The sequence below is a fragment of the Actinophytocola sp. genome, from assembly GCF_045807065.1.
Classification (GTDB): Bacteria; Actinomycetota; Actinomycetes; order Mycobacteriales; family Pseudonocardiaceae; genus Actinophytocola.
In genome coordinates this window covers 1-7,325 of the sequence record NZ_JBJMIE010000095.1, presented here as the reverse complement: position 1 = coordinate 7,325, position 7,325 = coordinate 1, and the positions used below count along the sequence as shown (strand labels likewise).

General features: G+C 74.0%; 4 protein-coding genes and 1 pseudogene. 2 read left to right on the top strand and 3 right to left on the bottom strand.

All coding sequences use genetic code 11. The annotated features are described in order from the left end of the window. The coding region (locus ACJ73U_RS05585) for a protein kinase domain-containing protein (RefSeq protein ID WP_407776437.1) at positions 1-4,239 on the top strand (4,239 nt) is incomplete at its 5' end. A 41-nt stretch (positions 4,240-4,280) separates the two neighbouring features. Continuing rightward, positions 4,281-4,682 carry a DUF1801 domain-containing protein gene (locus tag ACJ73U_RS05580; RefSeq protein ID WP_407776436.1) on the top strand — a complete coding sequence of 134 codons (402 nt, stop codon included), beginning with the start codon at positions 4,281-4,283 and terminating at the stop codon, positions 4,680-4,682. A 3-nt stretch (positions 4,683-4,685) separates the two neighbouring features. On the opposite strand, the gene ACJ73U_RS05575 is transcribed toward ACJ73U_RS05580, so the two are convergent. The 3 genes and pseudogenes from ACJ73U_RS05575 to ACJ73U_RS05565 form a co-directional block, all read right to left on the bottom strand. After that, positions 4,686-4,961 (bottom strand): YggT family protein, encoded by a 276-nt coding sequence (locus ACJ73U_RS05575; RefSeq protein ID WP_407776435.1) that lies wholly within the window; start codon positions 4,959-4,961, stop codon positions 4,686-4,688. 64 nt (positions 4,962-5,025) lie between these two features. Further along, positions 5,026-7,059, bottom strand: coding sequence for a HelD family protein (locus ACJ73U_RS05570; RefSeq protein WP_407776434.1), 2,034 nt, complete (start codon positions 7,057-7,059; stop codon positions 5,026-5,028). A 68-nt stretch (positions 7,060-7,127) separates the two neighbouring features. Further along, positions 7,128-7,325, bottom strand: a pseudogene (locus tag ACJ73U_RS05565) (endonuclease); the annotation flags it as partial.

Genomic DNA, 7,325 nt, shown 5'->3' with positions numbered 1-7,325 from the left:
GGCGAGGTCTACCGCGCGGTGGACACCTCCGACGGGCAGCCGGTGGCGGTCAAGGTGCTGCCGGCGTCGGCCGACCGGATCAGCGCGGACCGGCTGCGGCGCGAGGCCCGCATCATCGCGACCCTCACCGACCCGCACATCGTCACGCTCCTCGACGCGGGCGACGACGACGGGCGGATCTACCTCGCCATGCGGCTGGTCGAGGGCGCCGACCTCAGGCGCACCCTGGCGGCCGGCCGGCTGGAGCCGGCACGCGCGGTCGGCATCCTCGGCCAGGTGGCCGCGGCACTCGACACCGCGCACGCGAACGGCGTGGTGCACCGCGACGTCAAGCCGTCCAACATCCTGCTCGGCGAGGACGGCACCGCCTACCTCACCGACTTCGGCATCGCCCGCCCGCTGGACCCCGAGGCCACCAGGATGACCGTGACCGGCGGCTACGTCGGCTCACTGGACTACATCGCGCCGGAACAGCTGCGCGGGCTCGACGTGACCGGCGCCGCCGACGTGTACTCGCTGGCCTGTGTGCTCCACGAGTGCCTGACCGGCGAGGTCCCCTTCCCCGGCACCGACCCGGCCGCCAAGCTGGCCGCGCAGCTCAACGCGAAACCACCCGCGCCGTCGGTGTTCGACCCGCGCGTCCCGCCCGCGCTGGACCTCGTCGTCGCCACCGGCATGGACAAGGACCCGCGGCGCCGCTACGGCACCGCCGGCCAGCTCATGGCCGCCGCGGAGGCCGCGCTGGTCCAACCCGTGCGGCGCGCCACGCCCGTCCTCCACGGCGATCCGGCGCTGCCCGGCCAGCAGGTCATCATGCGGGCCATCGTGTCGGTGTCCGGGCACGAGCACAGGGCGGCCGCCACCGACGTCTGCCCGTACCCGGGACTGCGCAGCTTCGGCACCGGCGACGCGGCCTACTTCCGCGGCCGCGACGCGGAGGTCGTCGACCTGCTGGTGCGGCTGTCCGGCCAGCTGTCCGGCGGCGAGCCGCTCGTCGTGGTCGGCGCGTCGGGCACGGGCAAGTCGTCACTGCTGGTCGCGGGGCTTCTCCCCGCGCTCGACAAGGCGGCGCGGACCCGGTGGCCCCGTGTCGTGCTCACCCCCGGCGACCGGCCCGTGGACACGCTCGCCGCCCGGCTCGCCGCGGTCGTCCACGTCGATCCCGCGACGATCGCCACGACCATCCGCCGGCAACCCGACCGGCTCGGCCGGCTCTGCGTGCCCGCCGCCGAGCGGGCCGCCGCGGACGGGGCGCGGCTGGTGCTCGTGGTCGACCAGTTCGAGCAGCTGTTCACCGACGGCGCCGACCCCCGGGAACGGACGGCCTTCGCCACGGCGCTCGCCCATGCCTGGCCCGCGCTGGTGATCCTGTCCGTGCGTGCCGACTTCGTGCCGGACTGCATCGCGCTGCAACCGTTGCGGACCGCCCTGGACACGCCGTTCGTCGTCGGTCCACTGAGTACCGAACAGCTGCGGCAGGTGATCACGCTGCCCGCCGAGCAGGCCGGTCTGGTGGTCGAGGACGGCCTCGTCGAGCGGCTGATCAGCGACGTCGGCGCTCGCGACGGCGTCGCCGAGAACCCGCTCCCCCGGCTCGCGCACGCCCTGCGCGCCACGTGGCGCAACCGCCTGGGCAGCGTGCTGACACTGCGCGGCTACCAGGCCACCGGCGGGGTCGACCGGGCCGTGGCGGTGACCGCCGACCAGCTGTACGGGCGGCTGAACCCGCATCACCAGGCGGCGATGCGGGCCGCACTGCTGCGGCTCGTGCGCGTGCTGCCCGACGGCGGCCTGGCCCGCCGCCGCGCCGCCCGCGGCGAGCTGGACGCACACGTCCTCGCCGCGCTCGTCGACGCGCGGCTGGCGAGCGTGGACGACGAGGGCGTGCGGCTGGCGCACGACGCGTTACTGGTCGCGTGGCCGCGGCTGCGTGCGTGGGTGGACGCCGAACGCGCGGACCTCCTGCTGCGGCAACGACTCGACGAGGCGGTGACCAACTGGACCGACGGCGGCCGTGAGCGTGGCGACCTGTACCGGGGCACCCGCCTGCAGGCCGCGCTGGACTGGGCGGCCACCCACGTGCTCACCCCGCCGCAACGGGACTTCCTCACGGCCAGTGAGCGCTCACAACGCCGCTCCACCCGCAGGTTGCGTGCCGTGGTCGCCGCGCTGGCCGTGTTGCTGGTCGCGTCACTGGCCGCCTCGGCCGTCGCCTACTACCAGTCCACCGTCTCCGCCGACCGGCTCGCCGACGCCGAGTCCCGGCGCCTCGCGACACTCGCCCAGCACTACGTCGACATCTGGCCGGCGCAGTCGCAGCTGCTCGCCGCCGCGGCCTGGCGGCGGGCCCCGACGCGGCAGGCGCGGGAGGCGCTGCTGGCGACCCAGAACCAGCGGCTCGAGACGGTGCTGCACGGGCACGAGGGCCACGTGCAGGCGGTCGCGTTCAGCCCGGACGGGAAGCACCTGGCGAGCGGCGGCGTCGACCACACGGTCCGCCGGTGGGACGTGGCCCACCGGTCGGGCACGGTGCTGTTCCGGGCGCGCGAAGCCGTCAACGCCGTCGAGTTCTCCCCGGACGGCAGGGAGCTGGCGGTGGGGAGCACCGACGAGAACCTCTACCTGGTGGACGCGCGGAGCGGCAGGGTGAAGCGCCGGATCGACCACGGCGCGCCGGTCGTCGGCGTCGCGTACAGCCCCGACGGCGGCACCGTCGCCACGACCAACGGCATGCCGCAGCTGTGGGACACCGCGACCGGTGCGCGGATCGGCGGACTGTTCTTCGGCGCCGAGGACGTCGTCACCTCGGTCGTGTTCACCGAGGACGGCCAGGAGCTGATCGGCGGCAGCATGGACGGCACCATCCGGGTGTGGCGGGTGGCCGACCAGTCCCTCGTCCGCACGATCGTGACCGGCGACGACTTCTGCTCGTTCGTCGCGTACGACCCGACCCGGAACGTGGTCGCGTGCAAGGTCGGCGGCGCGGTCGGCCGCTGGGACCTGGCGACGGGCCAGCCGGTCGGCAAGCCGCTGGCCGGGCACAACGGCAGGGTCACCGACCTCGCGTTCGGCGCGGGTGGCCAGGTGCTCGCGTCGGCGAGCGAGGACCGCACCGTGCGGCTGTGGGACCTGGCGACCGGACAGCAGATCGACGAGCCGATGCGGGCCAGCAACGACGACACGTTCGGAATCGCGTTCAGCCCGGACAGCCGGCTGCTCGCGGTGGCGAACGGGGACGGCGACGTCGTGGTGTGGCGGCCCGAGCTGCCGGTGCCGGCCGGGGCCGCCGACGCGAGCGACATCAGCCCGGACGGCAGGACGGTGGCGTTCTCCAGCAACGAGGCGGGCGTGGTGTCGCTGTGGGACGTGGCGCACCGGGAGTCCGCCGGCCGCGCGTTGAGGTGCCCGGGAGCCCGGACGCCGAAGTTCAGCCGGGACGGCACGCGGATCGTGGCACCGTGCGACGACGGGGTGGCGGTCTGGACCACCGGCGGCGTCCAGGTGGCGCGGTTCGGCAACCTGCACGCCGCCGCCGTCGCGTTCAGCCCGGACGGCAGGACGCTCGCCGTGAGCGCGGAGCGGGGTGGGGGCAGTGGCGGCACCCGGCTGGCGCTGCTGGGCCTCACCGGCACCGGCGACCGCCAGCTGTGGAGCACCAGGTCCACGAACACGATGGTGTGGAGCCTGGCGTTCAGCCCGAGCGGTGACCGGCTCGCGGCGGGCACGGTGGACGGGAAGGTGCTGCTGTGGGACGTGACGAGCGGCAGGCGGATCGGCGAGCCGTTCACCGGGCACGTCAAGGGGGTCCAGGAGGTCGCGTTCCAGCCGCACGGGAACCTGCTCGCCACGGCCGGGTGGGACAACACGGTGCGGCTGTGGGACCTGGACCGCCACGCCCCGGCCGACGTGCCGCTCGTCGAGCACACCGACCGGCCGATCACGCTGTCGTTCTCCCCGGACGGCAGACACCTCGCGTCCGCGGGCTGGGACGGCGTGCCGCTCGTGTGGGACGTCGCGGACCACAGCGTGTACGCGGCACTGCGCGACCAGGGCTCGGTGCAGGCCATGCGGTTCGTCGACGGTTCGCACCTGGTGGGCACCGGCCCCGACGGCCTGATCACGACATGGCACACCGACCCGTCCACGGCGATGCGGGACCTGTGCACCAGGCTGTCCCCGCTCGACCAGCGCCAGTGGCGCCAGTTCGCCCCGGACGTCGAGTACGTCCCCCAGTGCTGAGGGAAGAGACGGCCGTGCGTGACCGTGCAGTGGGAGGAACCGTGTCCTACGAGAAGGACCCCAGGGTCGACGCCTACCTCGACAGGCTGCCGGACTGGCAGCGGGAGATCTGCCAGCAGGTGCGCGACATCGTGCACGCGGCCGACCCCGAGGTCGTCGAGACGATCAAGCGGACGGTGCAGCCGTACTTCGTGCTGCGGGGCAACGTCTGCGCGCTCCTGGCCGCCAGGGAGCACGTCAGCGTGTTCCTCTACGACGGCGGCATCGTCCCCGATCCGGAGGGCATCATCACCGGCGGGCACGAGAACAAGACGGGTCGCACGATCTCCTACCACAGGGACGAGCCGATCAACGTGCCAGCGCTCACCCAGCTGTTCAGGCACATCATCGCCAACAACCGGGCCGGGGGCTGGCGCAGGATCAAGGCCGCGGGCGGCCGGTGAGCGCTACAGGCCGAACGCCACCTGCCGCAGGATGATCGCGGCGATGAAGACCAGGGTGAACGCCAGGTCGATGCCGATGCCGCCCGCCCGGACCGGCGGCAGCACCCGCCGGACGGGTGCGATCACCGGCTCGGTGCCCACGTGGGTGAGCCTGCGGGCCCGGCCGACCCACGGCGGGTTCGACCCCAGCACCCCGACCCAGTCGAGGATCATCCGGGCGATCATCAACAGCACGAACAACGTCAACAGATAGCCGAGCAGAGTTCCGATGGCACTCATGCCGAACACCTCCGCCCTGTGAACGCCCACGGCAGGGTGAAAAGTGTCCGGTTGGTCGGAGTTCTCAGCGGACTATCAGCGAAGCCAGCTCCGGCGGCACCGGCCCCGCGTGCACCACGCCCAACCGCCGGGTGGCCCTCGTCATCGCCACGTACAGGTCGTTGTGGCCGTGCGGGCCGGCCAGGATCCGCGCCGGGTCGGCGATCAGCACGCTGTCGAACTCCAGTCCCTTCGCCTCGGCGGGGGTCAGCAGCACGACCTTGCCCGTCAGGTCGGGCGGCACCGGCAGCGACAGCGCCGCGGCCAGCTCGCCGGCCGCGGGCGCGATGAACGCCAGCTGGCCCTCGGCGTGCGCGTGCACAAGGTCGGCGAGGGCACCCGGCACGTCGTCCGTGCGCAGCCGCCACGGCACCTCGCCGCTCGACCGCACGGACCGCGGCGGCCGCAGCGACGGGTGGTGCGCGGCGAGCAGTTCCGCCGCCACCGCCATGATCTCGGCGGGCGTGCGGTAGTTGACGGTGAGCTGTGCGAGCCGGTGCGGTCGCGGCACCCGCTCCCACGACACCGCGCCGCCCGCGCTCCCGGTCTGGGCCAGATCGCCCACGATCGTCATGGACCTGCTGGGACAGCGGCGAACCAGCATCCGCCAGTCCATCTCGGACAGCTCCTGCGCCTCGTCGACGACGACGTGCCCGTACACCGGCACGCTCGTGCCGACCAGCGCGGCCGCCTCGTCCAGCAGCGGGACGTCCTCGGCGCTCCACGGCCCCGGCACCACGTCCGCGGGGACGAGCGGCGGCCACAGCTCGTCGAGTGCCGACGACACGCCGGCGTCGGCGAGCAGTGCCGTGCGGAGGGCGGTCCGGTCGACCTCGTCGAGGATGGTGCGCGGCCCCTCGTCCTCGTCGGACCCGACCACCACGCCCGCCGCCGCGAGCGCACGCAGGTCGGCCTCGCCGAGCCGGCCGTCGGCACTGCCGCCGTCGAGCGCCTCGCCGGCCTCGGAGTACACGACGGCCTCCATCCGGTCGACCAGCTCGCGGGTGAGCGTGCCCACGACCTCCCGCTGGAACACCAGCCGGGCCTGGTTGTGCGGCAACCCGGCCGTCCTGGCCCTGCGCACCGCCCAGCGGATCGCCGACGGGTCCAGCCGCAGGACCTGCTGCTCGAACTCGACCTCCACCGACTCCTCCGGCACCCGCACGGCGGCCCGCACCGCCGCGGCCAGCCGGGACGCCTCCTCCGCCCGTCCCTTGCGCGCGGCCACCGCCGGCGGGTCCACCCGGCTCACCACGACCCCGGGCACGAGGTCGGGCACGAGGTCTGGCACGGTCGCCGTCACCACCCGGTTCTCGCCGAGCCCGGGCAGCACCTGGCCGATGTAGGAGAGGAACACCCGGCTGGGCCCCACGACGAGCACGCCGCGGGTGCGCAGGTGCTCGTGCGTGTACAGCAGGTACGCCACCCGGTGCAGCGCGACGGCCGTCTTGCCCGTGCCCGGGCCGCCCTGCACGACGAGCACGCCCCCTGGCTCGTCCCGGATGATCCGGTCCTGCTCGGCCTGCAGGGTGTTGACGATGTCCCGCATCCGGCCCGTCCGCTCGGCCGTGACCGCGGCGAGCAACGCGGCCTCGCCGACCAGCCCGTCCGTGGGCGCGTCCGCGTCGAGCAGCTCGTCGTCCAGTGCGACGACGGTCCGGCCGCGCGTGGTGATCCGCCGCCGGCGCAGGACCTCGCCCGGCTCGGCGGCGGTCGCGGTGTAGAACGGCCTGGCCACGGGCGCGCGCCAGTCCACCAGCAGCGGCTCGTCGGTCTCCTCGCCAGCCGCCCCGCCAGCCGTCTCGCCAGCCGTCTCGCCAGCCGTCTTGTCTTCGTCCTCGAACAGCCCGATGCGGCCGACGTAGACGCGTCGGCCGCCGGTCAGGTCCAGCCGGCCGAAGCACAGCCCGTCCTCGACCGCCTCGAGCCTGGCCAGCTCCGCCCGCCACACCGGCGTGGCGTGCCCGCGGGCGAGCGCGGCGGCCGCCTGCTCCCGCAACGCGTCGAGGCGGGCGTAGAGGACGTTCACATACTCCTGCTCAGCAGCGAGTTCGGTCATGCCGGACAGCCTGCCCTCCCGTCCGCGCGAACTGCAGTCTTGTTCTTCTTGACAGCGTCAGCCGTCAGTCAAAGGGCGATCAACGCCTGCACGGGCAGGTGGTCGGAGGCGAACCGCCCGTCGAGTGAGAAGGTGTCGATGGCGGCGGCCCGCACGGTGACCCCGCGCGCCAGGATCCAGTCGATCCGGATCCCGTCCGCCACCAGCGGCCGGTAGCCGTGGAAGGTGGCGTACAGCGGCGTCCGCTCGGTGGCCGCGAGCCACGT